Origin of the sequence: Chryseobacterium camelliae, assembly GCF_002770595.1 — a bacterium.
GTDB lineage: Bacteria > Bacteroidota > Bacteroidia > Flavobacteriales > Weeksellaceae > Chryseobacterium > Chryseobacterium camelliae.
The window spans coordinates 1,479,294-1,504,739 of record NZ_CP022986.1 but is presented as its reverse complement, the minus strand read 5'-3'; the positions used below and the strand labels follow the sequence as shown (position 1 = coordinate 1,504,739).

Below are 25,446 nucleotides of genomic sequence, written 5' to 3'. Positions count from 1 at the left end.
TTATTCTTCGAATATTTTGATACCTATAAATGTATCGTTGTTATATTGTTTTTGGATGATGGTTAATTTAGCTGTGTCACCATCAAAAATTTGCTTTTCAAAACTTTTCACTGCGGCACCGGCAAGCATTTGTATGTCATCTATTCTAGCAGGGAATAAGGGGTGCCAACAACCGATACCTTCAATTAATTGTTCTTCTCCACTTACCTTTTTTGCATCCATTTCCAGCCACTTCTTAGATTTTGCATTAAAATCAATTAAAAAATTTTGTTTACCCCTTCTGAGGCGACTCGTATAGAGGTAGAAAGTGTCTGCCATGTAGCCTGTTGATATGGATGTAAACAAACATGTGCAATCCACCAAACTGTCATTGAGAAAAGCAATGACGGAATCTTGACCAGTCGCTTCAATAATAATATCAAAATCTGATAATGTTAGCTTATTTTGACTGATGGCATCCTCAAGTGAAGAATTTTCATATGTGCTATGTACAGAAGGGAATATGCTGTTCATATGATTTGATAATGCTTCGGCTTTCGGAACACCCACAGAGTCTAGAGTCAAAACGTGGCGCGATAAATTTCCTGCTACCATCGTATCAGGATCTATTACTTTAATTTCGTTCATACCAAGTCTCACCAATGACTGAATGAAAATTGAGCCGACTGATCCTGCTCCAATTAGCAATACTTTCATTTCCGACATATCTTTTGTCATTCTACCTCTATTTGTTAATTGTTCCTGACTCCAGTTATCTGTTTTAATCCAGTTTATTCTTTTATTAGGCTGTAGGGCCAGTTTAATAAGATGTTTTGATAAGCCGATAGCATTGGGACGGAATCCTTTTATTTTTGGTAATTGTGGATATGTGAACGCAAACCAATGCATTAAATGATGGTCCTGTCCGATCCGTTCTGCTACAGGAAAACCTAAAAAAACAACATTAGGATGTAAGCCTTGTCTCTTTAGATTCTGTGTTTGTTTTACAAAGGTAGATAGCAGATCAATTTTTTGAAGATTTAATATCTCAATTAATTCTCCAAAATTAGTGGGAATCTGCCAAGGGCTAATTACAGGAATATTGTCAAGAAGTAGCCAAATACCGTGCTGATGGCCGTTTTGGTTATCTGTAATGTATTTACCCCAATTCGGCTCCAGGCTAAAATTGTCACTTTTGAATTGAAGGACTGCATAAATATCCTTCCTCAATTGCTTGTAAGTGAAAGTTCCATCCTTATAATCACTTTTACACCAGCTGTCAAAAGTAGCCCTGCTTTCGTTAAAAAAAAGCTGGTATTTTTGTCTTGGTGGGAATGCTGGCAATTCAAAGGGATCACCATCTTCAACCAAAGTATTATTGCTGGCGGCGATCAGCCAGCTTTTACATCTATCGATATGCCAATAAAGTCTGGATGTTGTGGATTTCGGTTCAGTAAGATATTGTTTTCTTCCCCAGCTTCCTTGACTCTCGTCGAGACATAATTTACCGCTGGACCATGGTCGATCTTTAACGATATGATTAAAATCCTGATGTTGAAAAGTGGTTGTAATGCCATCTTTGCAGTCAGGCACCACCAAAATATTGCCTGCGGGATATTTATGGTCAACTAAAACATGCCAAACGGTTTCGTTTGGCACTAGGTCTTGGTCTGAGCTTTCAATGGATATCTTAAAGGTCATTTTCCACTTTTTTACAAAGTGGTTCCAGACCAAGTCCTCCAGCATTTGATAACCTTTAATATCCTCCAGTCGTCTGCGAGCAGCTTTTAATATTTCGGTAGGCTCCAAATTATGCAAATCTACCTGGTCCAGCATCTGTATTCTCTTTTCTTGTTGTAAACCCAGCTGAGCCAGAGGATAGCGTATTTTTAGTGTCATCTCCGTCATAAGATGGAAATTTATCACCAAAGAATTCTTTCCACTTTTCTACTTGCTCCTTTAAAGTTTCAGCCTCCAATGCCTCCTTCGCCAGGGCCGCATATTCTTCCACAGAATCATAAAATGAAATAAAATCATCATTGGAAACTCTTTTCCACACATTGTGTTCTGGTACACCTCGGTCAGGTAGGACAGGAGTAGTCCCCCATAATCTCTCTGAACTGTAGGTGTCAACTATTCCCTGCAGTGTCTTGTAAACACCTTCGGCAACAGAAGTGACACCGTCCGGACAGCAATCACCGATCATGTGTTCAATTGGATAACCTTTTGGATATTTTAGGTCAGTTAGCTTCAGCGTCCTCCACCATTTTAATGCTTTAACAATATTTACAAAATGCTTGTTTGTATTTTTATTCTTGTCTCTAGTCCAACGGATCTGCTCTAGTGGATGAGTTTGGTCCCAGGAATCAGCTTCACTGTCCGGAATCCATAAAGGCTCCATTTTCCACTCAGCTTGGTTTTTTACAGATTCTGCCAAAAAATTAAAAGATTTCATAGGATCAGGATCGCTCCATCCTTTTGTCAGGCGCCATTCATAATCGTTGGTAAAATCTTCAAGCATTAGACTTGAGGTCACACTGCTTGATTTTAGAAGTTCTCTATCTGATTCAGACGGAGCAGAAGTTATTACAATATCCAGATCGACGTAAGATAGTTCAATTCCAATAGATCGACCTTGAATTTCATACTTTCCCTTATAATGTTTCTCTACGAATGGGATAAATTTTTCAATGGACTGCTGAGGTGTAATTTCATTTCGGTCCAGGTTGGTGACTACTATCACATCAACATCTGCGCGTTTACCATTTAAAGGTCGGACAGCTGTAGACCTTCTGTAACTGCCCTGTAGGAATGTTGAAATAATGATGTCTTTAAGTTCATCATCTGCAGAAAGACGGTCGCGTAATGTCTTATGTCCTCTTTTTAAATCATCTTTTTGCGAAGATGTGAGTCTGATATTTGACAAAAAGTCATTGAAATACGAATTGATTTTCATATAGGTTTAATATTAAGTTATTATATTTCCAGAATGGCATGATACCCACCATTTCGTTGTTGTTCAAAGTCAAACTCATATAGCGCCGTTTTTCCAAGTAAGCTGATCTTCTGACCAAGATAGAAAGCTAGGGCATTTGGTGCGGCAATAAATAAATGAACTTTCCCCATCGCTGAGGATTTACGTTTCACTGTTCGTACTGTATTTATTAGTTCTTCGAGTGCTGAAACCGCGTGATTGGCATCGATTAATGAAGTAGCTCCAATTTTAGGCAGTATGGTTGCGTGGACAATTGCTTTTACGTTCCTGAGATTTTCTTTAACAAAATTATTTACATCTTCGATGATATCATGTGTCACGTTAATTGATAAGACCGTTTCATCACCGTGTTTATTGAGTTGTTCCTCTGTAATTGTCCAATGAGGACCAGTCGCTGCAGGTGTGATTTCTGTATCGGCTTTCCATAACTTCTTACCATTAAATGTTTTTTGTACAAGAGTTATTTCAGGAACACCATATTTAGGATTGAGCTGAGATCCTAATAAGGTTGCTAGGGATAGGTGCGTATCTAGATGTAATAGGACAGGTTTTTTATTTTCAATTATTTTCTCTGCAGTGGCCTTTATTTGTTCGTTAATGAATTCCATTCCAGCATATTCTTCCAAAATAAATCTACTCGAAAAGCAGTGAAGAAAACAGCTGATTTGATCAACTTCATTATGCAAATTTTCTGCACCTTTTCTAAAGCTACGCACCCCTACCTTAAAATAGTTTTCCTCATCAGTAGCCTTCCCAATATAAAGTTCCTCAGCTTTTAAAATGTCGAATAGCTCATCTTTAGTAAAGATATTTTTGCCTGATGCGTGCAATTTTTGAATAAGGTCATTATATTTGCTGGAGTGTTGATCTGCAGGTATAGGTTTCAAACCCGAAAGTAAAAGATTAGAATTTAGTTGATCCTTTACATGGCGTTCATCCCCAAAACTGTGCATTATTCTTAACGGTGCCAGTATTTCCCGCAATTCATCATCGCTATGAATTTCAAGATGAGCCTTCCAAGCTTCCCTTATTTTACCATTTGTGGATTTCGGTCCTTTTTTAAAAAGATTATCAAGTCGAATACCTCCATTATTACCAAGTAATAGTCGTAGATTATCACTGTGGTCCAAGCCCCAGGTATTTACGATATTGTACCGTTTAGAAGCAAAATTAGTTGGATCACTTTTATAATTGTTATGTAATCTCTGTAAAATTGATTCTGTCTTATTTCCAATAAATTCCGGGTCCATTAGCGCGTCGCAAGTAAATCCTCTTTTGTGGTCAACATGGAATTTTACTTGGTAGTAGTCTTCTGTCACGTCATACCCTGATTCTTTGGCTGCTGGCTCATAATATACCACAACGTCGTCGAATCCAAAGGTAGAATCCATTTCCCATGCAACTTTTTTGATGCATGTATGTGGAAGATTTAATCCACAGGCTTTTAGCCAAAAAAATTTTGATTGGAAGTCGTCACCGCTCTGTCTTGCAATTACACTGGTTGCCATATGTTTATAATTTGTAATTTGTAGATCACAGTAATTATGCCCTAAGTTTTTTAACGACAAATTGTCCCATTTATACAAAAATCCTTGTCCTTACATTTGGAATTTTACCTAATTTGAGCCTTCATCCATCCAATCCTTAAGGCCAATATGTCAGTTAAAAAACAATGCCTTAGAGAGTCGAGAAAAATATCCATCTACTTAATAATTATCCGCTGTTATTTTGAATATGCTTTTATACACTAAAATAGGTAAATGTATTTAAAAGCATTTACGGTTTTCCGTAATGAAATGAAAGCAAATATTCATAGGAAATTGTAGGAAAAGTTAGTCACTTTATTTCCATTCTTGATCTGTTGGGAATATTTTAAGATAGCTTTACCAGTAAGGTGTCAGCTAATATGAAAAAATATGGAACTTCCAAACCAGACAAAAAGTTCAACATTGAGATGTTGAAGCAATCTGCTTTTATTGAGCTGGAAGAAATTTCCCTAGACGAGTTTATGGAGGCTGTCCGCAAAACCGGTAAGAAAGTTACTGAAGAAGAAGCTATCGAAATGCTCGATTTTTTACATATGCTAACAAGGGTCACTATTAAACAGTTCTTCTCTCCGGAATAATCTATTTTTTGTAATTTTGTTATATTCTTCGTGGTGATAAAATATTAGCATTCAGCTTATTGGTTTAACCGCGATAGCCAAGATTATAAATAATTTCCAATGAGAAAGACTAAGTTATTTTGGACAGCTGAGTTACATTTCAGATTTCCATCCTATGAAGACGAGGACAGCAGTCCATTCATGTTAATTCCTAAAAGTATTCAAAGTAAAATGTATTCGTATGAAAAAGAACTATAGCAGCAAAATAGCCGACCTGTATATTCGTGTATCTACAGATGAACAGGCTGACAAAGGTTATTCACAACGAGATCAAGCAGAGCGGCTAAAGGGATATTGCGCAAAGTACGGTATTGCAGTTCAGAATGTAATATTTGAGGATCATTCCGCTAAAAATTTTGAACGACCTCAATGGAGCGCTTATCTGAAAAATTTAAAGAAAAGGACTAAGAAAGATCGGGAGCCACGGTTAATCCTATTTACTAAGTGGGATCGGTTTAGTAGAAATGCTGGGGATGCATATCATATGATCAGTGTTTTGGAGAGCTTACAAGTAGAGCCTCAAGCAATAGAACAGCCTTTAGACCTTAAGATCCCGGAGAACAAGATCGTACTGGCGATATATCTCTCAACTCCGGAAGTTGAAAATGATAGGAGGGCTCTGAATGTATTTTATGGAATGAGGAGGGCACGAAAAGAAGGCCGGATAATGGGCACACCCCCATACGGATATATAAACAGATGTACTGAGGATGGAAGGAAATATATAGGTGTTTTACATCCTGAGGCTGATAATATTATATGGGCATTTGAAGAAATTGCGAAAGGCGAATTGCCTTCTGAGCACATTCGAGTGCTTATGAATAAAAGAGAGGGTAAAAATTTGACCAGAAATGCCTTCATGGTCGCTATCCGAAATCCGGTATATGCCGGAAAAGTTTTCATTGCGGAATTTGAGAATGAACCTGCACATTACGTTAAAGGGAAGCATGTACCTTTAATCAGCGAAGAGCTATTTGAGAAGGTTCAGCGGGTTCTGGAGGGGAAAAGCCGAAAGAGTAGGACTGAGGTTGGAGAGAGCAAGGTTTTGAGCAATGAAAGTTTTCCTTTACGCGGGATTTTAATCTGCCCTCGCTGCGGTAACACATTGACTGCGAGTACTTCAAAAGGTAACACCAAATTTTACAGTTATTATCACTGTAATTCTAAATGTGGATTCAGACATAATTCTGATGATTTAAACAAAAAGTTCGTAGATGATCTAAGAAAATATGAGATCTTACCTGAACATAAGGACCTGCTAAAAGTGGCACTTTTAAGGAATTACAAAAAATATTGTGGTAATGTAGATGACGAGAGAAGATCAGTGATGGCAGAAATTGAGAAAGTCAACCAAAAGTTAACAAAGGCAAGAGATCTGTTTTTAACTGATAGATTGGACGAGGATGATTACAATGAGGTCAAAAAAGAATGTAAACAGAAACTAGAAGAACTTGAAGAAAATTTGAAAGGACTTGTTAAAGCAGGTAAGGATCAAGATATACCAGGCAAACTGTCTTTGGCATTAGATGGTATATCCAATTTAGCACAGAGATATGTAGAAGGTACTTTAGATGATAGAAGGATGATTGCGAGTTCACTATACTACCAAAAACTGGAGTTTGACGGCAAGACTTTTCGAACTCCTAAATCGAATGCTTTTCTTAATCTTATTAAACTGAGTAAGAGTGGATTAGAAGGTCAAAAAAAAAGTCATCAGAATTTAGAAAATCCTGATGACCATAGAGTGAGCGCGAAAGGATTCGAACCTTTGACCGTCTGCTTAGAAGGCAGATGCTCTATCCAGCTGAGCTACGCACCCTAAAAAGTTGTTGAAAAGTCGGGGCGGCAGGATTCGAACCTGCGACCTCCTGGTCCCAAACCAGGCGCGATGACCGGACTACGCTACGCCCCGAATATAGCTTTGAAAAGCGGAGGGTAAGGGATTCGAACCCTTGCGACACTTTCGCGTCGACAGTTTAGCAAACTGCTCCGTTAACCACTCCGGCAACCCTCCTTTAACTTTATTTTCTAATGATCGTTATTCCGTTATTGCGAGTGCAAATATAGAATAGTTTTCCTTACATACCAAATAAATTTCAGGAAAAATTTATGTATTTTTGAGGTATATAAACGACTAAAAAATGAGACTGATGCGTAAAACATTATATATCATGGGATTAAGTGCTATGGTTTTTTCCTGTACTTCCCAGCAGAATGTTAAAAAAACTTCCTACAAGCGTAAAACGCCGGTAACACAGCAAAAAACAGCCGTTGTAACCCCACCTCAGGCTAAGCCTAAGCCCCAGATCACCACCGATCATGGCGTAGAATTTTTTACCACCAATATTGCCGATATTACCAAGAATGACAATACCATCAGTTACGGATCTATTGTCTCTGCAAAACCTGCCGGCTATAAGGTTACCAAAACCTATTTTCCTGCGGTTGCGCAGAATTTCAGACAGAAATACCTCATCCTTCATTATACAGCCCTGCCGGAAGATAAATCCATCACCGTGCTGACTCAGCAGGCTGTAAGTGCCCATTATCTGGTAAATGATAAAGAGGACAACCAGATCTATCAGCTGGTGGATGAAAATAAGCGTGCCTATCATGCCGGAATAAGCTCATGGAGGAACGATAAAAACCTTAATGATACGTCAATAGGCATTGAGATCGTAAATAACGGATATACCGCAGACAGTACAGCCAGGAGGATCTTTGTACCCTTCAGTGATGACCAGGTTAAAAAAGTAGCTGCCTTAGCCAAAGATATTGTAACCCGGTACCAGATTCCGCCAACCAATGTCCTGGCACATTCGGATATCGCCCCGACCAGAAAACAGGATCCGGGACCTCTGTTTCCATGGAAAAAGCTTTACGATGAATACCAGATCGGGATGTGGTACGATGAAGCGACTAAAAAGAACTATTATGAACTTGCACTGGTTGAATTTACCACACGGTACAATGAGCCAGCCTTCATCTTTATGATCCAGACCGCTTTGCAGAAATTCGGGTATGGCTTAGAGTCAAGCGGAAAATGGGATGATGCCACCAGGAAAACCATTGAAGCATTCCAGTATCATTTCAGGCCTCAGAATTATGACGGGGTAATGGATGCGGAAACCTGGGCTATCCTTCAGGCACTGAACGTTAAATATCCCGTAAAATAAGAGATTAAGGACGCATCCTTCGGTGGGTTTTGTTATCTTTACAGGATTAATTTTAAATACATACAATGGGAGATTTCAGAAAGGAAAGCGACCTGCTGGGCGTGCTTGAAGTGCCGGCAGACGCTTATTACGGAGTTCAGACCCAAAGGGCCATCGATAATTTTAAAATCTCGGGACAATTGCTCTCGTCCTATCCGGAGTTTATCCGGGGGCTTGCTTTTGTAAAAATGGCAGCAGCAAAAACCAATTATGAACTGGGATTGCTGGATGAGAGCCTGTATTTTAAAATAGCCGAAACCTGCCACGAAATTATTGCAGGGCGTTTTCATGAACAGTTTCCCGTGGATATGATCCAGGGAGGAGCAGGGACATCCATTAACATGAATGCCAACGAGGTTATTGCCAACCGGGTGCTGGAAAAGATGGGAAAAGACAAGGGGCAATACGAATTCTGTTCTCCCAATGACCATATCAACCTTTCCCAGTCTACCAATGATGCGTATCCCACAGCAATAAAAATGGGACTCCTTCAGATGAATGCCGTCCTGGTAGAAAAGCTTCAGAAAATTGTAGAGGCATTCCGCGAAAAAGGAAATGAATTCAGGGGGATCATCAAAATGGGGAGGACCCAGCTTCAGGATGCTGTTCCCATGACCCTCGGACAGGAATTTGAAGCTTTTGCCGCTACGCTTGAAGAAGATATCTCCAAGCTGAACAATAATGCGGAACTCTTTGTTGAAGTCAATATGGGCGCTACAGCCATCGGTACCGGGATTAATGCTCCGGTTGGGTACGCTGCATTATGCGCGAAAAACCTGGCGGAAATTACCGGTTATCCTATCGTGTCAGCTCCGGATCTTGTAGAAGCCACTCCTGATACAGGTTCGTACGTGATTTATTCTTCAGCCATGAAGCGTCTCGCTGTAAAGCTGTCTAAAATCTGTAATGATTTAAGGCTTCTTTCATCGGGCCCCAGAGCCGGGCTTTTTGAAATCAACCTTCCTCCGATGCAGCCCGGATCTTCTATCATGCCCGGAAAAGTAAACCCGGTGATTCCTGAAGTGGTTAATCAGGTGTGCTTTAAAGTGATCGGAAACGATTTAACGGTAACTTTTGCCGCAGAAGCGGGCCAGCTGCAGCTGAACGTAATGGAGCCGGTATTGTCCCATGCCATCATGGAAAATATTCACTTCCTGTGCAATGCGCTGGACACCCTCCGCGAAAAATGTGTGGTGGGCATTACGGCTAATAAAGATGTATGCCTCAATATGGTGAAGCACAGCATAGGAATTGTAACCGCACTGAACCCTTATATCGGATACAAGCAATCCACAGCCATTGCCAAAGAATCATTGGAAACCGGGAAAAGTGTCTATGACCTGGTCCTGGAAAGGGGAATGCTTTCCCAGGAAAAGCTGGATGAAATCCTCGATCCGGCCCATATGCTGAAGCCGCACAACAAATAACAAATTACAGGATGGATGGCTGCTTGTTGATGTAACATGGGGCCATTCATCTTCAATACGATACTTATTCTTTTACCGTGAGGTTCTTAATCATTATTCCGGCACATAACGAAGAGCATCATCTTGGCTTTACCTTGAAGGCATTGCAGCAGCAAAGCCGGAGGGATTTTAAAGTGGTGGTGGTGAATGACGGATCCACAGACCGTACTTCTGATATTGTCAGCCAATATACCGATACCGACAGCCGTTTTGTAACGCTTAACCTTGAAAAATCCGGTCACCAGCCCGGCTCCAAAGTCGTCAGGGCATTTAAAAAAGGGCTGGAAACCCAAAATACGGATGACTATGACATCATCTGTAAATTTGATGCAGACATTATTCTTCCGGATCATTACCTTGAAACGGTTGCCGGAGCCTTTGAAAGGCATCCTGATTACGGACTTGTTGGTGGATTGCTGTATGTTGAAAAAGAGGACAATTGGGTTTACGAGGGCAATTCCAGCAGGCATCATGTAAGAGGTCCTGTAAAAGCTTACCGTAAAGAATGTTATACGGCAATAGGAGGATTGAGAGAGACACTCGGATGGGACAACATCGATTCCATTATCCTTGAGCATCAGGGCTGGAAAGAAGTGGTGCTGCCCGAACTGCATGTAAAGCTGATCAAAACCAAAGGAGCCGATTACACCATACGGCCTGCTGAGTATTACGGGAAATATTTTTACTTTTTAGGACTGAACAGAACTTTTGCCTACATTGCTTCGCTCAAAGAAGCATTCAAAAGCAGGTCGCCTGTATTTTTTATACAGATTGTCAGGGCTTATGAAAGCTGCCGCTCACGGAAGGAAGCGCTGAAAATATCGCCTGACGAGCAGAAAGTCATCAATAGCCATCGCTGGAAGACCCTGAAGAAAAAATGGCTGAAAAGCTAAAGTTTTTCTTTAAAAAGCAACTACACTGATCGTGAAAAAACTCGCCTACATAGAACTGGATACCCATGCGGAAATTGCACAAAACTTTGTGGAAGTCATGCGTGGTTCCAAATCTTTTACGGTGGATTACTATTTTTCTGAAAAAATATACCGCCAGCTGAGCAATGTTGAAACTGAGAATATAATCATGTCAGACAGTTCCCTGATCCTGGATCAGCTTAAAACAAAAAAGTATGACCTGATGGTCATAGGAACGGTTCACCGGTATTTCAACACCTTTAAAGTCATTACCGAGCGATACCCTACTGCAGTGATTGTTCATAACCTGAATTTTTCCAAAGCTTCCCCTTTTGCCTTACTCAAAAGCATATTCAGGGCGGACCGTCTCTACCGTCTGAAACTGTTCCTGAAAGAAGGCCTGCTGCTTGCAGGCAAAGTGTATCAGAAAGCAGGCAACCTTCTCGTCCTCGATCCGGCTTTATCATCCGGACGGTATCTGTACCTGCCTCTGTTCTACACAAAGGAAACGGAGCGTGCGGAAAGTAAAATCCTTACGGTAGTTATTCCCGGAGGGGTTTCGCAGCAGCGCAGGGATTACCTGAGGGTCTTGAAGGTGATCAGAGAATGGGAAAATAATTTTAGGAACGGTAGTATCCGGGCTCAATCTGTTGAATTTGTTTTTCTGGGAAAAGCAGCAGGACCTTTACTTGATGATCTTGCAGGTCTTGAGCACTCTTTAGAATACATTTCCATCCGGTATTTCAGTGAAAGAGTCTCACAGGCTGATTTTGGAAGCTGGATGCGGAAAGCGGACGTTTTATGGTGCCCGGTACAGCCGGAAACTGAATTTTTCAGTCAGCCCGAACAATATGGAACGACCAAAATGACAGGGAACATCGGCGATGCGATTACTTTTGGCAAGCCTGCGGTATTCCCGCCGGCATATCCTTCTTCACTGGACTTTATTGTGCCGGAAGAGCAGGACCTTCTGCAACAGCTGAACCACCTGAAAAAATACGGCTTTGATTTTAAAGGACATTATAATCCTGAGAAGGTCCGTACTGATCTGGAAGATCTGCTGAAGAGCCTGGCTACTTGAACTTAAGGAGGCTTCTGATGAATTTTGCATTGACATAATCCTCTATCGGGAATACTTTCGTAAAATGATTTCCGATAAAGATCAGGATTAAAACGACCAGAGGTTTATAAACAAGGTTAATGAAATTATTGTTGACTTCCGGTAAAATAATGGCAACTGTGATCGCCAGAGTACAAATGATCGAAACGAAGATCATCTCAATAGATAAAGGTGAAACCTTGAACATAAAGTAATTGAAAACAATTTTTATGACATTATACGTCGTCAGGGAAATCGCCGTAGATAATGCAATACCGATCAGTTTCAGGTCCGTGTGCTTCAGGAAATAGAGATTCAGGGCAATGGTTAATCCGGCCAGGAGGAGCATCACGACAATATTGAACTTGTAGTATTTGGAAAGCGAAATAATATTCCCGTTGAACCCCGTGGCGAGGTCAACCAGCACCGCAGATCCCCAGATCCAGATTACCGGCTCGTATTCCCTTAATAGCACGCCGTTTTTAGGCATAAAATGAGTAAGGTAAGGGAAACCTACCATAATACAGGAAAATAAAACGGCGCCTAAAAAATAAAGTGTCAGAGAAGTTTTCTTATGGAACCGGTCCAGGCCTTCCATATCACCGTCAATCAGGTTTTTGCTGATGATGGGCGCAGAAATATTGAACAGCCCGAGCTGTGGGATCGATATCAGTGAAATCAGTGCATACAGCGTCGAATAAATACCGTTTTCCTCCATGCCTAAAAATTCACCGATCATGAAGTTGTTGATGGCAAGATAATTTCCAAAAGTTCCTAAAAATCCAAAGAAACTATAGGCCGCAAACTCTTTGTAGAAATCATCCTTTTTAAAATAATCTGTGCTGAAGTCGAACCTGATTTTTTCAAGTTTGTTGGTGTAAAAAGCATACCCGGCAAACATCAGTACAAACATTCCAAAAAAGAACATCAATGCAGTGTTTTCCGGTACAGTTGAACTTTCGGCATACTTTGAAGCCAGGTACATGAAAATCAGAAAAGATCCCAGATTGGCTATTTTCGGAAAAAGATTATCGAAAATATTGGAGACAACAATTCTTTTATAGTTTGAAATATACTTATTGAAGATAGCACAGAATGATAGCAGCAATGTGAGCGGAAGGATGATTCCCCTGCTGTTCCAGGCTTTGGTATGTTTGAATCCGGGAAAAAAATAGGGTATAAGAAAAAAGACAATCAGAAAAATGATGAAATTGATGAAAACTGCAGCCAGGGAAAGCGATAGCATGTTTTGTCGTTTGCCGTCCTTATCTGCTTGTGGGAAAAATTTAACATTGGCGTAAGAAATTCCAAAAACAACAAATGGGACAAGCATTTCAGCAGCAGGCATGATATACCTGAGCGTACCATAGAACGTCAGGTTGTTCATGAAAATAAAAATGGAAGCGGTACCTAAAAGGAAACCGATATAACCAATAATAGAATATTTAAACCCTTGTCTTGCTACTACACTCATTTTTAATGGCTTTTAGGGATAAAAATAATATTATTGATGTATTCCTTTTTGTTTTTTTCGTCATCAGAATTCTCCTGCAAAATGGCTTGGGTAAGCTTTTTTAAGGTAAATGTCTCACGGTCCAGGTAGCGGGCTTCATATCCCCAGTTTTCAATCAGGGCAATTTCATTCCATACCGGGGTGTCATGATGCCTCTGTTCCATTTCTACCATGAGAGTGGGAAAGAAGCGGGTAATCGTGTTTTTGGCCCCCGTTAAGGTTTTCATTTCATTTCCTTCCACATCGATTTTGATAAAATCCAGGCGCTGTAGATCCTGTTGAGCTGCCCAGTTATCCAGTTGTACTACCGTGACCTGCTCGGTAAAGCTTTTTTCTTCTCCTTTTTCTTTGTAGGAGGTATTCAGGGTTCCGCGGGAGGCAACTTTCTGTCCGTTGATGACCGGAACCTTAAAAGTAGCAGTGGTATTCTCATCAGAAAGCGCCAGCGGAAAAATCCTCATCTGAGGAAACAGCCTCCTGAGTCTTTCGTACAGGATTTTATTAGGCTCAAATCCGAAAATATTCTGATGCTGGAGCTTGTTTTCCAGCTGATACAGAAAAGTGCCTACATTGGCCCCGATGTCAAAAATAACGGCATCTGCGGGAAGGTATTCCTTGATCCACACCAGTTCAGGTTCCACATTACGCGCTGAAAAATTATTCCGGCTGAGATGTGAGATGTTTTTAAAGAACCTTTTTTTATAAAAAGCAGGGCTTATATACTGGAGTTTTTCCGCAATTCTTTGGTATAGGGACATGTTTAGCCTTTTAACTGTCAGCAAATATAAACAAAAATGCCAAGACCTGTTAAAACCGCGCCGATATTGCATCAAAGTTGCACAATGCTGATTTGTAGTTGAAAAATATGTTCCCTTGCATGACCGATCAGGATAAAGCAGTATTCAGGAAATCATTCAAAGGCTTCATGGTTTCATAGATGGCAGCCAGGTTCTTCACCGCTTCTTTGTCCATAAGCTCCTGGTCTTTCAGATTATACACCACGATAAAGTTTTTTAGTTTCAGGAAATCCGCCATAGGGTCATCTTTCTCAAAACCCTGCGGAACCTTCACCAGTTTACTTTCCTGGTCGAGCTGCGGGAAATATTTTTTGAAATCCGGATTATTCAGGATAGCGAGGAACTCATTACTGTATACAGATATTTCTTTGCGGATCTGTTTGAGGACAGCAGTATCAGGCATGTAGATGCCGCCGGCAAGAAAAGATTTTCCGGGTTCTATATGAAGGTAATAGCCGGCTTTCTGGTTTCCTTTACCCATTCCCATGGAAGCCCCGAAATTGGTTTTGTACGGAGACTTGTCTTTGGAAAACCTGGTATCGCGGTAAATCCTGAACAGTGCTTTTTTGGCATCTGTTTTAGCCTGTTCTTCATCGAAACGGGACATTTCCATCATCAGGTCCTCAAGGAATTCAATGAGGTTGTCTCTGGACTGTGTGTACAGATCTTTATGGTCATTAAACCATTCACGGGTATTGTTAAGGGTGAGTTTTTTCAGGAAGCTGAAAACATCCGGGGAAAGTGTTGCGGGCATAGTAGATAGAGTTTCTATCAAATATAAGCAAAAAGATGATGAATCCAGATGAGTAAAGCACGTTTTAATTGATGCGTATAGTGCCGGTATTATTAAATTAAACATAAAAAAACATACCTTTTTTTGCGGATAATTTATAAGTATTTCGGGAATGAGATGTTAAATTACCATTAATGTAACATCAAATTAAATGATATTCAAATATTAATTGTATCTTTGCAAAAATTTTATAATATTTAATGAATTTATTTACGGAGACCAATTTAAGTCCTGACATTCTAAAGGCAATTGGCGAAATGGGTTACGAAAGCCCGACAGAAATCCAAAAACAGACTATCCCTTTCATTCTTTCAGATATCCGCGACTTGATCGCACTTGCGCAGACTGGGACAGGCAAAACAGCAGCATTTTCGCTTCCGATTTTGGATATGATTGACGATACGAGTCGCAAAATCCAGCTATTGGTGCTTTGTCCGACACGCGAACTATGTCTTCAGATTACCAAAGACATTAAAAATTACTCCAAGTACATGAAAGACATCAAAACTACAGCAGTTTATGGTGGAAGCAGTATTATGGACCAAATGAGATCCCTAAAGGACAAACCGCAGATTATTGTGGGAACTCCGGGAAGGGTGATCGACCTGATCAACAGAAAAGCACTTGACTTTTCTGCGATTCACTGGCTGGTTTTAGATGAAGCCGACGAAATGCTTTCCATGGGGTTCAAAGACGAACTGGAAACCATCTTAAGCGAAACGCCTGAAACCAAGCAGACTTTCCTGTTCTCTGCCACCATGAGCAAAGAAGTGGAAAGAATTTCAAAAAATTACCTGACAAAGCCGCACAGAATTTCGGTAGGTTCTATTAACGAGGTTAAGAAAAACATCAAACACGAATATTATGTTGCCGGGTACCGTCAGAAAAAAGAAGCTTTAAAGCGTCTTATTGATTCTAACCCGAACCAGTATTCCATTATTTTCTGCAGGACCAGAATGGAAACCCAGGAGGTGGCCGATTTCTTAATGCAGAACGGTTATGCAGCAGACGCGCTTCACGGAGACCTTTCTCAGGCACAGAGAGATACGGTGATGAAGAAATTCAGGCTGAAAAACATCGACATCCTTGTGGCAACGGATGTAGCTGCAAGAGGGCTGGATGTAAACTCTTTAACGCACGTGATCCACTATTCTTTACCGGATGATCCTGAAGTTTTCGTTCACAGAAGCGGAAGAACAGGTAGAGCGGGAAAAGATGGGGTTTCGATCTCCCTGATCAAGCCTGAAGAAAGCAGAAAGCTGAAGCAGATCAAAGCGGTTACCAAAATTGAAATCAACGAAGGGAAAATCCCTACCGGAGATGATATCATTAAAGCTCAGGTAGGAGGTGTTTTCGAAAGCCTTTTTGAGATCCACGAAGATTTCTTTGAGTTCGATGATTCCCTGATTCCTGATTTATCAGCATTCACAAAAGAGGAACTTGCCCATAAATTACTTCAGTTCCAGCTGAAAGATCTTGCCCTGTACTACAAAGACAGACATGATCTGATGGAACAGAAACTGAGCAGCAGAGATGATGACAGAGGTTCAAGAAGAGACCGTGACAGAGGAGGCAGAGACCGTGACAGAAGTGACAGAGGAGAAAGAAGAGACCGCGGAGGAAAGCCGAGAAAACAAAATGAAGACATGGTACGGTTCTTCTTCAATCTGGGTAAAAAAGACCAGTTGAAAAAACTCGACGTTCTGGATATCATCAACAAAGCAACATCTAACGGAAAGAGCAAGAAAAGAGCTGAAATAGGCGATATTGAAATTTTAGATAAATTTTCTTTCTTTGAGATTGAAAAATCGTTCAAAGGAGACCTTTTAAGCAATATTTCTTCTATGAAATTCAGAGGAAAAGATATGAGGGCTGAAGAGGCTAACTAAACTCATTATCAATAATATAAACCGGCTTTTCAGCCGGTTTTTTTTTGTGCATGTCCATAGGATATTCAATGTTAACAAAACTTAATGTTATATGCTTTTGGGTAAGCCTCTTTTTTAAGAAATTTGCACGAAATTATAAAAACGATACAATGGGAATTGGTAATATTTTCCACGCTTTTCAGCCTAAAGATAAAATCTTCTTCGTTCTTTTCGAAAAAGTGACAGAAAACCTGGTGGCTATGTCTGAGGAATTCAACAACGGGATCAAGGATTTCGATCTTAATGACGATACCATGCTGAAGAAAATGAGCGACTATGAGCATAAGAATGATGAACTTACACATGAAATCTTCGTAGAGCTGGGTAAAAATTTCATCACTCCTTTCGACAGGGAAGATATCCACACGCTGGCTACCGGATTGGATGATATTGCCGATTATATCTATGCTTCCACAAAATATATTTTCCTGTACAAGTCTCCTGAGATGAAGGCTTACTCAGATTTCTCGCTGCTGATCCACAAAGCCTGTCTTGAGATCCAGAATGCCATGAAGAACCTTAAAGGTTTCAAGAATATGGAGCAGGTAAAGGAAGCATGTATCAAAGTAAATTCCATTGAAAATATTGCGGACGACCTTCTTTCCAATTCTATGGTAGAACTGTTCGAAACCAATGATGCCATCAACATCATCAAAGTTTCATCCGTACTTAATTATCTTGAGGTAGTAACCGACAAAGCGGAAGATGTTGCCAATACTATTGAGAACATCATGATTAAATACGCTTAAAAGAATACAACAGAAATGGAATTTCCTATTTTACTGACGGTTATTATTGCTTTAGCCCTGATCTTTGATTATATCAACGGTTTCCATGATGCGGCCAATTCAATTGCGACCATAGTTTCTACAAAAGTTTTAACCCCTTTTCAGGCTGTTCTCTGGGCAGCACTCTGGAATTTTGCCGCTTTCTTTATCGCTGCTTACATCATCGGTGAGTTTAAGATCGGTAACACGATTGCTAAAACCGTTAATGAAAACTTCATTACACTTGAAGTGATCTTTTCCGGACTGGTGGCTGCTATTGCCTGGAACCTCCTCACATGGTGGTTCGGGATCCCGTCATCCTCTTCCCACACGCTGATCGGAGGTTTTCTCGGAGCTGCTCTGATGCATGCATTCATGATGGATTATCATGATGTTGCCGCTGCACAGCCTGCCCTTGGACTTTGGGATACGCTGAAACAGGCGGCCCACCAGGTAACGACCCAGAGTGTGGTGAAATTTGATAAAGTAATCCCTATTTTCCTTTTTATATTCATGGCACCGATCATCGGGATGATTATTTCAATCATCATTACGCTGATCATTGTACACCTGTATAAAAGGTCAAACCCGCATAAGGCAGACCAGTCTTTCAAGAGGCTGCAGCTGGCTTCTTCGGCGCTATTCAGTTTGGGACACGGTCTTAATGATGCCCAGAAAGTAATGGGAATCATCGGGGCTGCACTGATCTATTACCATGTGAACATGCTTCAGGACCCAATTTACCTGAACATTCCTTCTGCAGAACGTTTTGATTATTTTGCCGAACATTACCTTTGGGTACCTCTTGTATCTTTCCTTGCCATTGGTCTGGGTACCATGAGCGGAGGTTGGAAGATCATCAAAACCATGGGAACAAAAATTACCAAAGTAACTTCGCTGGAAGGAGTAAGTGCTGAAACAGCCGGGGCGATCACCCTGTTTATTACAGACCATTTCGGTATCCCGGTATCTACTACACATACCATTACAGGATCCATCATTGGGGTAGGACTGACCAAAAGGATTTCTGCCGTAAGATGGGGGATTACCGTAAGCCTGCTATGGGCATGGGTATTAACGATTCCGATTTCCGCTATTGTGGCAGGGGTTACCTATCTGCTGGTTACCTTTTTATCTTAACACAAATTTTAAATACCATAAAAAAACTTTGTCCGGCCGGGCAAAGTTTTTTTGCATCTGGATTATGAATTATTGTCCTCATCTTTTCCGGACGGATAAGCGGATCAGCCTACGGCCGTAAATCATATATTGGTGCTTTACTGTTCTCCTGCTAGAATAAAATCAACAAAGTGCCATTTTCAGATGTTTTTTTTGATTACAAATGTTGTCAAATGCTTCTGTAGGCTCCTTTAAAAATTGTATTTTTGTTTAAACGATTAGATTGTATGGAATTTTTAGACCGATATCAGCAGATTGTTGCTGAAGCTATTGCCAGATATACCTTTAAAGACAAGCCGGCAGAATTGTATGAGCCCATGAACTACATCATCTCGCACGGGGGCAAACGCCTTCGTCCTATTATGGTTCTCATGGCATGCGATTTATTTGGCGGCGATCTGAAACAGGCAATCAAGCCGGCACTGGCCATTGAGTTTTTCCATAACTTCACCCTGATCCATGATGATATCATGGATGAAGCACCGCTGAGAAGAAACAAGCCTACGATTCATACACTGCACGGGATCAATGTGGGAATCCTTTCCGGAGACGGACTGATGCTGAAAGCCTACAAGTTTTTTGAAGACCTTGAACCGGAGATTTTCAAAGCCTGCATCAGGATATTTACCCATACAGGACTGCTTTTATGCGAAGGCCAGCAGTATGACATCAATTTCGAGACCCAGGAAGATGTCACTTTCGATGACTACATCAGAATGATTACCTATAAGACAGGAGTTTTGAGTGCCTCTTCGTTTGAAATCGGTGCCCTAATTGCCAAAGCAGACTTTAAAGATGCTAAAGCGATCTTCAACTTTGGGAAGCATATCGGTATTGCCTTCCAGATCATGGATGATTACCTGGATGTTTTCGGGGACCAGGCACAGTTCGGTAAAAAACATGCAGGAGATATTTACGAAAATAAGAAAACCGTACTTTACCTCCTGGCAAAAGAACATGCAACAGAGGAAGAACGTAAGGAACTGGATTACTGGTATTCCAAGAAAACCGATAACATCGATAAAGTTTACGGAGTAGAAAAGATTTTCAGGAGGGCAAAAGTGGATGAAAAAGCCCTGCGACTGATTGAAAAGCATAATGAGATAGGGCAGAGCTATCTGGAAAAAATCGATATTCCGGAAGAAAAGAAAAAACCGTTTTCAGAGCTGGCTAACTACCTTCTGAGAAGGGAAAGCTGATACACCTGAAAATGAGATCATATTTCATTTTGAAATTTTAAATCCGGATTAACCTAATGAAATTCCGTACCGAAGTAGAGCTCAGGGAATCGCAGAAGAAGATTCAGGTTGAAGATAAAATATTTTCGATCGGTTCCTGCTTTGCTTCGGAAATGTCGGACCTGTTCCGCCAGGGTCAGCTGCAGACGCTCAGCAATCCTTTCGGGACGGTCTTTAATCCGTTTTCGATTGCCAATGCGGTCAAGCGGCTTCACGATTCTGAGTTTTATACGGAAGAGGAACTCATTCTTTTTAACGAAGAATACATCTCGCTGGATCACCATACAGGTTTCGACAGCCGGTATATCCATCAGACGCTGGATAAGATCAATCATCATATTGCCGATGGAAACCAGTTCCTGCAGGAAACACGCTGGGTAATCATCACCTATGGGACTTCGTTTATTTATGAATTCCTGCCTAAGCAGAAGCTGGTCGCCAATTGCCACAAGATTCCTCAGAAATTCTTTGAAAAGAGGTTGCTGACCCATCAGGAAATTACTGATGCCATTTATAATACGGTCTTAAACCTGGACGACATCTGTAAAGATGATGTGCAGATCCTGTTTACCGTATCCCCGGTGCGCCATACCAAAGACGGCATGACGGAAAACCAGCTGAGTAAATCCAAGCTTATAGCATCAGTACATGAAACGATTGAACAGTTTGATAACTGCCACTACCTGCCGGTCTATGAGATCATGATGGATGACCTGAGAGATTACCGTTTCTATAAAGATGATATGATCCATCCAAGCGTTCAGGCAGTCCTGTATATTTTTGAAAAATTCGGCAGTGCATGGTTTGCAGAGAATACGAAAACGTTCATCAGGGAAAATTTCAGCATTAATAAAGCCCTGGCTCATACAACAGCCGATGAAAAAGACCCGAAGTACATAGAATTCAGAGAAAAACTGAATCTGAGGATAGAACAGCAGCAGAAAAAAGTAAAATACAAAATATTCCCGTAGACAGATATGCCGTCAATAAAAAATATAGAAGGGTTAACAACAGATCAGGTCAATCAGGAGTTGGCTAAAGGAGCAAAGTTCATCATGTTTTCCTATACGATATCCATCATCATCCTGACGACCAGAAAGCGGAGTGATATTTATTTCATCAGAGCCGGTGAATCCACAGCATCGTACAGCTGGAAGTACAGCATGATCAATTTCCTTTTCGGATGGTGGGGGTTTCCTTTCGGCCCGATCTTTACGATAGGAGCTTTCTATACGAATTTTACCGGAGGAAAGGATGTCACTCAGGATGTGCTTAACCATGTCAACTTCCAGTAAGCTCTGTTATGATTGATTTTACAGCCATTGATTATCTGAAGGAAGGAAACGAAATACAGAGAAAGGCTTATGAGGTGCTCACCAGATACCGGATTTTTGAAAAACTGAAAGCGTATTCACCGGTGCTGGCCGGAACTATACCTATCGGGATCGATGTGGAAGGAAGCGATCTGGATATTATCTGTCAGGTAGATCTTACCTATGAAGAAGATTTTTTAGATAAGCTGATGTTTAAAAAGATCTTTCCGCCGGATGTGGAAATTGCTGTTGAGAAGATGATGGTCAACGGGGAGGCATCCATTATTCTGAACTTTATGCTGGACGGTTTCCCGGTTGAAATTTTCGGACAGGATATACCGTCGGTTCAGCAGAATGCGTACCGTCATATGCTCGCTGAATACCGCATTTTAAAAGAAAAAGGAGACGGTTTTAAACAGGAAATAATACAACTGAAAAGGAAGGGCGTCAAAACGGAGCCTGCCTTCGGTCTTTTGCTGGGATTGGAAGATCCTTACGAAGACCTGCTAAAATGATTAAGAAATGATTGATACACATACGCATTTATATGCAGAAGAATTTGATGACGATCGGAAAGAAGCCATTCAGAGGGCTTTAGACAAAGGAATTACAAAATTTTACCTGCCCGCGATAGATTCCGCATCCCACGAAAAGATGCTGGAACTGGAAGCGGAATATCCAGGAGATGTTTACGCGATGATGGGGCTGCATCCCTGCTACGTTAAGCCTGAAAGCTGGGAGGCAGAACTGGAAACGGTTAAAAATTATCTGGACAGCAGGACTTTTCCGGCTATCGGTGAGATCGGTATCGACCTGTATTGGGATAAAACTACGCTGGACATCCAGATTCAAGCCTTTGAAAAGCAGATCGACTGGGCCATAGAAATGGATCTTCCGATTGTGATCCATACCCGGGAAAGCTTTGATGAGACGTTCGAAGTCCTGGAAAGAAAAAAGCATCCCAGACTGAGGGGAATCTTCCATTGTTTTTCCGGAACGCTGGAACAGGCAAAGCATGCCATCGACCTTAATTTTATCCTGGGAATCGGTGGGGTAGTTACGTTTAAAAACGGTAAGATCGATCAGTTCCTGCATGAAGTCCCGCTGGAGAAAATCGTCCTGGAAACAGATTCTCCGTATCTTGCTCCGGTACCGCACAGGGGGAAAAGAAACGAAAGCAGTTACCTGGATCTCGTTGCCGGGAAGCTGGTGAACATTTACGGGAAGGACTTTTCGGAAATTGACAGGATCACTACAGAAAACGCAATGAAAATATTTAATACGCAAAGATGAAAGCTGAAATTTCTAATCTTCTAAGGCGATTAAATTTGCTGTTTTTAGCGGATAAGCTGAGGTTTTATATTTATAAGAACAAAAATAAAAGCAAAAATAAAACTTTTCAGTCTCAGTATCCGAATTTTGTATTTCCACCGGATTATCTGATGTACGAATCTTTCAATATCAATTATGAAAGTTATTATAAAAGTGGGAGGTCTACTGCAGAGAGATTTGTCGGGATCTTAAAAAAATATACTTCTGTTGAGACACTTCATATTCTGGATTGGGGTTGTGGTCCTGCAAGAGTAGTGCGCCACATGTCGGATTTTTTACCTGGATGTCAGGTCTATGCGACAGATTATAATGAAAATTCAATCGCATGGAATAAAAGTAACATAAACAATGTCACATTTAATTTAAATGGTTTGAAAGCCGAACTGCCCTATGAAAACGAGTTCTTTGATTTCGTTTATGGAATTTCCATTTTTACGCATTTATCAGAACAACTGCATGATGATTGGAAAAATGAACTGACACGAGTATTAAAGAAAGGCGGTATCCTCCTTCTTTCCCTGCAAGGTAACTTGTTTAAAATGATTCTTACCGAAAAAGAGGTAAGAAAATTTGAAAATGGTAAACTGGTCGTAAGAGGCAATGTAAAAGAAGGACATAGAACCTATTCTGCGTTTCATCCTGATGAGTATGTAGAGCAATTATTTTCCGACTTTGAAGTGATGGAACATATACCTTCATTTATGAACAATGGCCGCCCGGAACAAGATATCTGGATTTTCCGGAAAAAATAAAACCTTTCAGAATGAAAGGTTTTATTTTTTATTTTTTTCTGGTGAAGTTCTTATTCTTAGGCTTTTTAAATCCTACCGAAGCTTTATCTTTCACCGGTGGTTTCGGCCTTTGCATTCCCGCTCCCATAGGTTTATTATTGGAATCCCTCTTCTGCGCAACAAGATCGTCCGTATGGAAAGGATGGTCTCTAATGACCGGGATCTTTTTTCCGATCAGCTTTTCCGTATTTTTTAGATTGACGAGGTCCAGTCCGTCCACAAAGGAAATAGAACTTCCTTCTGCGCCCGCTCTTCCGGTTCTTCCAATACGGTGCACATACGTTTCGGAAACATCGGAAAGCTCAAAATTAACTACATATTTAAGTTCATCGATATCAATCCCCCTCGCTGCAATATCCGTAGCCACCAATACCCTTGTTTTACCCGATTTAAAGTTATTCAGGGCATTCTGGCGTGCATTCTGAGATTTGTTCCCATGAATGGCTTCTGTGGTGATATTGTCTTTCTGCAGCTTCCGTGCAATTTTATCGGCACCATGCTTAGTCCTTGAGAATACCAATACAGAATCTGAAATATCATTCTTTAAAATATGGGTAAGAAGGTCAAGCTTATTTTCCTTTTCAACAAAATATACCGACTGCTTAATGGTTTCCGCTGTTGAAGAGACCGGGGTAACTTCCACTTTTACAGGATTGTCTAAGATCGATCCTGCCAGCTTCTGGATTTCTGCAGGCATGGTGGCAGAGAAGAATAACGTTTGTCTTCTCTGGGGAAGAAGCTTGATGATCCTCTTCACGTCATGCACAAAACCCATATCAAGCATACGGTCTGCTTCATCCAGGACAAAAATTTCAAGATTTTTAAGACTGATGATTCCCTGGGCGATAAAGTCCAGCAGTCTTCCCGGCGTCGCAACCAGAATATCTACTCCTTTTCTAAGCGCAATTTCCTGGTTTCCCTGTTTCACACCGCCAAAAATAACGAGGTGCTTCAATGGCAGGTATTTTCCATAAGCCTGGATGTTTTCTTCAATCTGTATGGCAAGCTCTCTGGTAGGCGTTAGAATAAGGGCTTTAATATGTTTTCCGGGAGTTTTTCTCTGAGTTAAATTCTGAAGGATAGGAATGGCAAATGCTGCGGTTTTTCCTGTTCCTGTCTGGGCACAACCTAAAAAATCCCTTCCTTTCAGGATTTCAGGAATCGATCTTTCCTGAATAGGCGTAGGGCTGGTGTATCCTTGTTCCTCAATTGCCTTGGCAATAGGTTCTATGAGTTGTAAGTCTGTAAAATTCAAATGAATTGTTTTATCATTAAAAAATTCCTTCATTTTGAAGGAATTGGTTTTGCAAAGGTAGCGTAATATTTTTAAATGGAATTACTTCACTTTCGTCCACTGCTGATTCTTTCTCAGATTTTCAAAAAAAGTGTAAAGTTCGGAAAGTTTTTCACTGCCTCTTTTCCCGTAATCTTCAATGTTTTTAGACGTTCCGTCTGCAAAACGCACTCTCAGGTACGAGGTGGGAAGATCCGTAACGTTGTGGCTGCCATACTTGTCATTCAGAGATTGTACATTCAATCCATCCAGTAAACTGATAAGTTGATTATAGTCGGTTTCCTTAATGGTTCCCTTGAATGTGCCTTCACGCGGCTTGGAAAAATCATCTTTTGAAGGGCGGTCGCTGAAGTTGAAATGTTCAGCTTCAAATATTGCCGTACGGTCTGCATTAATGGTCATTTTAAAAACCGGGCAGAATCCGAAGCATGGTGTTGCTTCATATTCGATCGTGGAATATTTTGCAGTCATCTTCTGCGGCCCGCAGGAAGACAGAAGTACAAAAGCAAAAAGGCTTAACAGATATTTCATAACATAAATTTGGATGATCTGCTTCAATAAATGTTCCAAATACATCTGATGCGATGTGTGGTAAATCAGATTGATCAATAAAAAAACCGGAGATATTCCCCGGTTTGTATGATTGTATTTCAGCATTGATTGCCGTAAGAT

At 40.8% G+C, this 25,446-nt stretch carries 22 protein-coding genes, 3 tRNA genes and 1 pseudogene; 15 read left to right on the top strand and 11 right to left on the bottom strand.

Features of this window, described 5'->3' with window-relative positions; all coding sequences use genetic code 11:
• Genes CGB83_RS06895 through CGB83_RS06885 form a run of 3 tightly spaced genes read right to left on the bottom strand, consistent with a single transcriptional unit; the run spans nucleotide 1 to nucleotide 4,482 of the window.
• Complete coding sequence (locus CGB83_RS06895; protein ID WP_100075148.1) at nucleotides 1–1,887, bottom strand: ThiF family adenylyltransferase; 1,887 nt, start codon at nucleotides 1,885–1,887, stop codon at nucleotides 1–3.
• The gene (locus tag CGB83_RS06890) at nucleotides 1,790–2,935 is read right to left on the bottom strand and encodes an SMODS domain-containing nucleotidyltransferase (protein WP_100075147.1); all 1,146 of its coding nucleotides are present in this window, start codon (nucleotides 2,933–2,935) and stop codon (nucleotides 1,790–1,792) included. The genes CGB83_RS06895 and CGB83_RS06890 overlap by 98 nt, the downstream gene beginning before the upstream one ends.
• 20 nt (nucleotides 2,936–2,955) lie before the next feature.
• Complete coding sequence (locus CGB83_RS06885) at nucleotides 2,956–4,482, bottom strand: SAVED domain-containing protein (RefSeq protein ID WP_100075146.1); 1,527 nt, start codon at nucleotides 4,480–4,482, stop codon at nucleotides 2,956–2,958.
• Nucleotides 4,483–4,880: 398 nt separating this feature from the next.
• Between CGB83_RS06885 and CGB83_RS06880 the strand changes: the two genes are divergently transcribed.
• Together CGB83_RS06880 and CGB83_RS20730 are read left to right on the top strand one after the other, a co-directional pair.
• Complete coding sequence (locus tag CGB83_RS06880) at nucleotides 4,881–5,099, top strand: hypothetical protein (RefSeq protein ID WP_100075145.1); 219 nt, start codon at nucleotides 4,881–4,883, stop codon at nucleotides 5,097–5,099.
• 220 nt (nucleotides 5,100–5,319) lie between these two features.
• Nucleotides 5,320–6,342: pseudogene (locus CGB83_RS20730) on the top strand (recombinase family protein); the annotation flags it as partial.
• Between the two features lie 541 nt (nucleotides 6,343–6,883).
• Here the strand turns inward: CGB83_RS20730 and CGB83_RS06865 are convergent.
• The 3 genes from CGB83_RS06865 to CGB83_RS06855 form a co-directional block, all read right to left on the bottom strand.
• Nucleotides 6,884–6,957 (bottom strand) — tRNA-Arg (locus CGB83_RS06865).
• 18 nt (nucleotides 6,958–6,975) lie between these two features.
• Nucleotides 6,976–7,050 (bottom strand) — tRNA-Pro (locus CGB83_RS06860).
• A gap of 17 nt (nucleotides 7,051–7,067) precedes the next feature.
• Nucleotides 7,068–7,152 (bottom strand) — tRNA-Ser (locus CGB83_RS06855).
• A 136-nt stretch (nucleotides 7,153–7,288) separates the two neighbouring features.
• On the opposite strand from CGB83_RS06855, the gene CGB83_RS06850 reads away from it, so the two are divergent.
• From CGB83_RS06850 to CGB83_RS06835, 4 genes are all read left to right on the top strand, one after another.
• Nucleotides 7,289–8,314 (top strand): N-acetylmuramoyl-L-alanine amidase, encoded by a 1,026-nt coding sequence (locus CGB83_RS06850; RefSeq protein ID WP_100077527.1) that lies wholly within the window; start codon nucleotides 7,289–7,291, stop codon nucleotides 8,312–8,314.
• Between the two features lie 65 nt (nucleotides 8,315–8,379).
• Nucleotides 8,380–9,780 carry an aspartate ammonia-lyase gene (aspA, locus tag CGB83_RS06845; protein ID WP_100075144.1) on the top strand — a complete coding sequence of 467 codons (1,401 nt, stop codon included), beginning with the start codon at nucleotides 8,380–8,382 and terminating at the stop codon, nucleotides 9,778–9,780.
• 77 nt (nucleotides 9,781–9,857) lie between these two features.
• Nucleotides 9,858–10,712 carry a glycosyltransferase family 2 protein gene (locus tag CGB83_RS06840; protein WP_100075143.1) on the top strand — a complete coding sequence of 285 codons (855 nt, stop codon included), beginning with the start codon at nucleotides 9,858–9,860 and terminating at the stop codon, nucleotides 10,710–10,712.
• Between the two features lie 31 nt (nucleotides 10,713–10,743).
• A complete protein-coding gene (locus CGB83_RS06835) occupies nucleotides 10,744–11,811 on the top strand; it encodes a hypothetical protein (RefSeq protein WP_100075142.1) in 1,068 nt (355 codons plus the stop codon).
• On the opposite strand, the gene CGB83_RS06830 is transcribed toward CGB83_RS06835, so the two are convergent.
• The 3 genes from CGB83_RS06830 to CGB83_RS06820 form a co-directional block, all read right to left on the bottom strand.
• Nucleotides 11,804–13,303, bottom strand: coding sequence for a lipopolysaccharide biosynthesis protein (locus CGB83_RS06830; protein ID WP_100075141.1), 1,500 nt, complete (start codon nucleotides 13,301–13,303; stop codon nucleotides 11,804–11,806). The two genes, CGB83_RS06835 and CGB83_RS06830, sit on opposite strands and share 8 nt — an antisense overlap.
• 2 nt (nucleotides 13,304–13,305) lie before the next feature.
• Nucleotides 13,306–14,100, bottom strand: coding sequence for an FkbM family methyltransferase (locus CGB83_RS06825; protein WP_100075140.1), 795 nt, complete (start codon nucleotides 14,098–14,100; stop codon nucleotides 13,306–13,308).
• A 127-nt stretch (nucleotides 14,101–14,227) separates the two neighbouring features.
• Nucleotides 14,228–14,893, bottom strand: coding sequence for a DUF2461 domain-containing protein (locus CGB83_RS06820; protein WP_100075139.1), 666 nt, complete (start codon nucleotides 14,891–14,893; stop codon nucleotides 14,228–14,230).
• 239 nt (nucleotides 14,894–15,132) lie between these two features.
• Here CGB83_RS06820 and CGB83_RS06815 point away from each other — a divergent pair, with 239 nt between their 5' ends.
• From CGB83_RS06815 to CGB83_RS06775, 9 genes are all read left to right on the top strand, one after another.
• Complete coding sequence (locus CGB83_RS06815; protein WP_100075138.1) at nucleotides 15,133–16,821, top strand: DEAD/DEAH box helicase; 1,689 nt, start codon at nucleotides 15,133–15,135, stop codon at nucleotides 16,819–16,821.
• A gap of 149 nt (nucleotides 16,822–16,970) precedes the next feature.
• Nucleotides 16,971–17,609 (top strand): DUF47 domain-containing protein, encoded by a 639-nt coding sequence (locus CGB83_RS06810; RefSeq protein WP_100075137.1) that lies wholly within the window; start codon nucleotides 16,971–16,973, stop codon nucleotides 17,607–17,609.
• Between the two features lie 15 nt (nucleotides 17,610–17,624).
• Nucleotides 17,625–18,767: an inorganic phosphate transporter gene (locus CGB83_RS06805; RefSeq protein WP_100075136.1), complete on the top strand. Its 1,143-nt coding sequence runs from the start codon at nucleotides 17,625–17,627 to the stop codon at nucleotides 18,765–18,767.
• Nucleotides 18,768–19,033: 266 nt separating this feature from the next.
• A complete protein-coding gene (locus tag CGB83_RS06800) occupies nucleotides 19,034–20,005 on the top strand; it encodes a polyprenyl synthetase family protein (protein WP_100075135.1) in 972 nt (323 codons plus the stop codon).
• 56 nt (nucleotides 20,006–20,061) lie between these two features.
• Entirely contained in the window at nucleotides 20,062–21,015 is a 954-nt protein-coding gene (locus CGB83_RS06795; RefSeq protein WP_100075134.1) for a GSCFA domain-containing protein, read from the top strand.
• A 6-nt stretch (nucleotides 21,016–21,021) separates the two neighbouring features.
• Nucleotides 21,022–21,339 carry a hypothetical protein gene (locus CGB83_RS06790; protein WP_100075133.1) on the top strand — a complete coding sequence of 106 codons (318 nt, stop codon included), beginning with the start codon at nucleotides 21,022–21,024 and terminating at the stop codon, nucleotides 21,337–21,339.
• Nucleotides 21,340–21,347: 8 nt separating this feature from the next.
• Nucleotides 21,348–21,872, top strand: coding sequence for a DUF4269 domain-containing protein (locus tag CGB83_RS06785; protein WP_100075132.1), 525 nt, complete (start codon nucleotides 21,348–21,350; stop codon nucleotides 21,870–21,872).
• 7 nt (nucleotides 21,873–21,879) lie between these two features.
• Nucleotides 21,880–22,650, top strand: a complete 771-nt coding sequence (locus CGB83_RS06780) for a TatD family hydrolase (protein WP_100075131.1) — start codon at nucleotides 21,880–21,882, stop codon at nucleotides 22,648–22,650.
• Complete coding sequence (locus CGB83_RS06775; protein ID WP_100075130.1) at nucleotides 22,647–23,441, top strand: class I SAM-dependent methyltransferase; 795 nt, start codon at nucleotides 22,647–22,649, stop codon at nucleotides 23,439–23,441. The genes CGB83_RS06780 and CGB83_RS06775 overlap by 4 nt, the downstream gene beginning before the upstream one ends.
• Nucleotides 23,442–23,469: 28 nt before the next feature.
• On the opposite strand, the gene CGB83_RS06770 is transcribed toward CGB83_RS06775, so the two are convergent.
• Together CGB83_RS06770 and CGB83_RS06765 are read right to left on the bottom strand one after the other, a co-directional pair.
• Nucleotides 23,470–24,735, bottom strand: coding sequence for a DEAD/DEAH box helicase (locus CGB83_RS06770; RefSeq protein ID WP_100077526.1), 1,266 nt, complete (start codon nucleotides 24,733–24,735; stop codon nucleotides 23,470–23,472).
• Nucleotides 24,736–24,816: 81 nt separating this feature from the next.
• Nucleotides 24,817–25,305 carry a DUF6438 domain-containing protein gene (locus tag CGB83_RS06765; protein ID WP_100077525.1) on the bottom strand — a complete coding sequence of 163 codons (489 nt, stop codon included), beginning with the start codon at nucleotides 25,303–25,305 and terminating at the stop codon, nucleotides 24,817–24,819.
• Nucleotides 25,306–25,446: the final 141 nt, after the last annotated feature.

Excerpts from the sequence above, each read along its gene's own strand:
- CGB83_RS06830 (WP_100075141.1), bottom strand. The coding sequence starts at position 13,303 with ATGAGTGTAGTAGCAAGACAAGGGTTTAAATATTCTATTATTGGTTAT.
- CGB83_RS06800 (WP_100075135.1), top strand. The coding sequence starts at position 19,034 with ATGGAATTTTTAGACCGATATCAGCAGATTGTTGCTGAAGCTATTGCC.
- CGB83_RS06825 (WP_100075140.1), bottom strand. The coding sequence starts at position 14,100 with ATGTCCCTATACCAAAGAATTGCGGAAAAACTCCAGTATATAAGCCCT.
- CGB83_RS06785 (WP_100075132.1), top strand. The coding sequence starts at position 21,348 with ATGATTGATTTTACAGCCATTGATTATCTGAAGGAAGGAAACGAAATA.
- CGB83_RS06765 (WP_100077525.1), bottom strand. The coding sequence starts at position 25,305 with ATGAAATATCTGTTAAGCCTTTTTGCTTTTGTACTTCTGTCTTCCTGC.
- CGB83_RS06815 (WP_100075138.1), top strand. The coding sequence starts at position 15,133 with ATGAATTTATTTACGGAGACCAATTTAAGTCCTGACATTCTAAAGGCA.
- CGB83_RS06820 (WP_100075139.1), bottom strand. The coding sequence starts at position 14,893 with ATGCCCGCAACACTTTCCCCGGATGTTTTCAGCTTCCTGAAAAAACTC.
- CGB83_RS06895 (WP_100075148.1), bottom strand. The coding sequence starts at position 1,887 with ATGACGGAGATGACACTAAAAATACGCTATCCTCTGGCTCAGCTGGGT.
- CGB83_RS06775 (WP_100075130.1), top strand. The coding sequence starts at position 22,647 with ATGAAAGCTGAAATTTCTAATCTTCTAAGGCGATTAAATTTGCTGTTT.
- aspA (WP_100075144.1), top strand. The coding sequence starts at position 8,380 with ATGGGAGATTTCAGAAAGGAAAGCGACCTGCTGGGCGTGCTTGAAGTG.
- CGB83_RS06780 (WP_100075131.1), top strand. The coding sequence starts at position 21,880 with ATGATTGATACACATACGCATTTATATGCAGAAGAATTTGATGACGAT.
- CGB83_RS06795 (WP_100075134.1), top strand. The coding sequence starts at position 20,062 with ATGAAATTCCGTACCGAAGTAGAGCTCAGGGAATCGCAGAAGAAGATT.
- CGB83_RS06790 (WP_100075133.1), top strand. The coding sequence starts at position 21,022 with ATGCCGTCAATAAAAAATATAGAAGGGTTAACAACAGATCAGGTCAAT.
- CGB83_RS06880 (WP_100075145.1), top strand. The coding sequence starts at position 4,881 with ATGAAAAAATATGGAACTTCCAAACCAGACAAAAAGTTCAACATTGAG.
- CGB83_RS06885 (WP_100075146.1), bottom strand. The coding sequence starts at position 4,482 with ATGGCAACCAGTGTAATTGCAAGACAGAGCGGTGACGACTTCCAATCA.
- CGB83_RS06805 (WP_100075136.1), top strand. The coding sequence starts at position 17,625 with ATGGAATTTCCTATTTTACTGACGGTTATTATTGCTTTAGCCCTGATC.
- CGB83_RS06890 (WP_100075147.1), bottom strand. The coding sequence starts at position 2,935 with ATGAAAATCAATTCGTATTTCAATGACTTTTTGTCAAATATCAGACTC.
- CGB83_RS06810 (WP_100075137.1), top strand. The coding sequence starts at position 16,971 with ATGGGAATTGGTAATATTTTCCACGCTTTTCAGCCTAAAGATAAAATC.
- CGB83_RS06850 (WP_100077527.1), top strand. The coding sequence starts at position 7,289 with ATGCGTAAAACATTATATATCATGGGATTAAGTGCTATGGTTTTTTCC.